Genomic DNA, 2,596 nt, shown 5'->3' with positions numbered 1-2,596 from the left:
CCACCGTGCCGATTGAATTTTGAGCCAGGGCTAATGGCCAACCTGTGAAGGTCGGCTGTGGATAAGTGTAGTGCCTTGGGTCGGTTTTGGTCTCCTTGGTGATCGAGCTCGGTGGTCGTCCGTTGAGGGTAAGCCGCGCAGGGCGAAGCCCGTAGCGGCTTGCCCTTGAACCGCTCAGAACGGCTCAGCCTTCTTGGCCTGTTCGCGTGCCTTGATGCGTTTCTTGGCCACGGCTGTGCTGTGCATGAACCTGTGGGACTCGTTGCCCGTCTCGACGATGTGGCAGTGGTGCGTGAGTCGATCCAGCAGTGCCGTGGTCATCTTGGCGTCGCCGAACACGCTGGACCATTCCTTGAAGTCCAGGTTGGTGGTGATCATCACGCTGGTCTGCTCGTAGAGCTTGCTCAGCAGGTGGAACAGCAAGGCGCCGCCTGCCTGGCTGAAGGGCAGGTAGCCCAGCTCATCAAGGATGACCAGGTCCATGCGCTGCAAGCTCGCTGCGATGCGGCCTGCCTTGCCTTGGGCCTTCTCCTGCTCCAGTGCGTTGACCAGGTCCACCGTGGAGTAAAACCGCACGCGTGAGCCATGGCGCGTGATGCCCGCCACGCCGATGGCCGTGGCCAGATGCGTCTTGCCCGTGCCGGGGCCACCCACCAGCACCACGTTGTGCGCCTGCTCGGTGAACGCCATGCTGGCCAACTGCTCGATGAGCTTTTTGTCCACGGGCGAGCATTCGAAGTCGAAGCCCGCCAGGTCGCGGTGCACGGGGAACTTCGCCGTGTGCATCTGGTAGCTCACTGAGCGCATGGCTCTGTCCGTGACTTCCGCTTGCAGCAGGTGCTCCAGCAGCCAGCGCGAGCTCTCCAGCGTGGCGTGGCCGCCTTGCTTGACCAGGTCCTCCCAGGCCCCGGCCATGCCGTACAGGCGCAGCTCTTTGAACTCCTTGTCCAGCTCACGCATGATCGGCCTCCTGCATGTCGCTGCCAGCGCGCAGGCTGTCATAGCGCGCCGTGTCGGCCAGGGGTGTCTGGCTCACTTGCAGGTTGGTCGCAACCGTCTCGGGCAGGGGCTGCGCTTGCAGGCGGCCGAGCACGTTGATGACGTGCTCGGTGCTCACCCGCCCCGATGGCGGCGCACTCTCCAGGGCCAACTCCACCGCCACCAGCACGGCGTCCAGCCCTTGCTTGGGCACCTCGGCCAGTACCTGCGCCATCACCCTGTCGCCCCCCTCCTGGTGCAGCAAGCCTTTGCGCATGCGCTGCAATGGCTCGGGCAGGTCTGCAAAGGGCGCGCCGTTGCGCAGCGCGCCCGGCTTGCGCTCGATCAGCGGCACGTAATGCTGCCAGTCGTAGCGGGTCTGGTTGCGATCGCTCAGGCGCTCGTGCGTGGCCACCATAGCATCGCCGGCCACCACCACGATCTGCGCCGGGTACAGGTGTGTGCTGACCATTTGCCCCGCCCATTCGCAGGGCACCGAGTAGCGGTTGCGCGCCACCGTCACCAGGCAGGTGCTGCTCACCTTGGCCGGGTTCTCAACATAGCCATCAAAGGCCACCGGCATCGGCATCAGGTGGCTTTGCTCCAGCTCCAGCATCTCGGCGATGCTGAACGCTTTGTGCTGCGGGTGGCGCAGCTCTCGCCACAGAGCCCGGCAGCGCTCGCCCAGCCACGCATTGAGCTCGGTAAAGCTGCCAAAGCGCCGTTGCCCCGCCTCCACCCAGATGCGACGGCGGCTGTCTTGCACATCCTTCTCCACGCGCCCCTTCTCCCAGCCGCTGGCACGGTTGCAAAAATCAGGGTCGAACAGATAGTGCGCGCACATGGCTGCAAAGCGCGCATTGACCACGCGGCCTTTGCCCTTCTTGACTTTGTCGACCGCCGTCTTCATGTTGTCGTAGATGCCACGGCGTGCCACGCCACCCAGCGCTGCAAAGCTGCGGGTGTGCGCATCGAACAGCATCTCGTGGCCTTGGCTGGGGTAGGCCACCAGCCAGAAGGCCCCACTGGCACACAGCTTCATGTGCGAGACCTGCATGCGGTAGTACACCCCGCCCACCAGCAAGCCGTCTTCGCTCCAGTCGAACTGGAAGGCCTCGCCAAGCTCGAAAGTCAATGGCACGAAGGCCTTGCAGGCCGCCTGTTGGCCTTCACCTTGGCGCCACTTGCGGATGAAGTCCGTCACCCGCGTGTAGCCACCTTCGTAGCCCGCTGCCTTGATCTGCGTGAACAAGGCCTTGGCCGTGCGCCGCTCCTTCTTGGGCCGCTTGGCATCGGCCTTCAAGGCTTGCTTGAGCTCCGCCTCGTGCGCCGACAGCTTGGTCGCCTTCGCCGCCTCCCGGCGGTACTTGGGCTCGACCGGCTGCGCCTCGTCCAGCCACTTGGCCACCGTGTTGCGCGACAGGCCCGTGGCCCTCGATATCTCCCGCTTCGTCTTCTTGTCCCGGCGGTGCATCCGCCGTATCTTGCCAATCATGTCCATGGTGATCACCCTCTTCATTCCCTTGCTGCACAAAACAGCAGGGTAGGTAAAACACCTGGCTCAGTTTTAGGTCGGCATCACACCAAAAAGTGGCTCAGTTTTCGGTCGGCGTCAACA

2 protein-coding genes are annotated in these 2,596 nt (G+C 63.9%); both read right to left on the bottom strand.

Annotated elements, in window-relative coordinates; translation table 11 throughout:
* Window positions 1-174: 174 nt before the first annotated feature.
* The gene (gene istB / locus AC1Q64_RS25565) at window positions 175-960 is read right to left on the bottom strand and encodes an IS21-like element helper ATPase IstB (RefSeq protein WP_024815605.1); all 786 of its coding nucleotides are present in this window, start codon (window positions 958-960) and stop codon (window positions 175-177) included.
* The gene (gene istA / locus AC1Q64_RS25560) at window positions 953-2,479 is read right to left on the bottom strand and encodes an IS21 family transposase (RefSeq protein WP_056637686.1); all 1,527 of its coding nucleotides are present in this window, start codon (window positions 2,477-2,479) and stop codon (window positions 953-955) included. The genes istB and istA overlap by 8 nt, the downstream gene beginning before the upstream one ends.
* Window positions 2,480-2,596: the final 117 nt, after the last annotated feature.

Source organism: Acidovorax sp. GW835-FHT14G06 (assembly GCF_058793595.1).
The sequence above is the reverse complement of the archived record's forward strand: the minus strand, read 5'-3'. Positions and strand labels throughout refer to the sequence as shown.

Excerpts from the sequence above, each read along its gene's own strand:
- istA (WP_056637686.1), bottom strand. The coding sequence starts at position 2,479 with ATGGACATGATTGGCAAGATACGGCGGATGCACCGCCGGGACAAGAAG.
- istB (WP_024815605.1), bottom strand. The coding sequence starts at position 960 with ATGCGTGAGCTGGACAAGGAGTTCAAAGAGCTGCGCCTGTACGGCATG.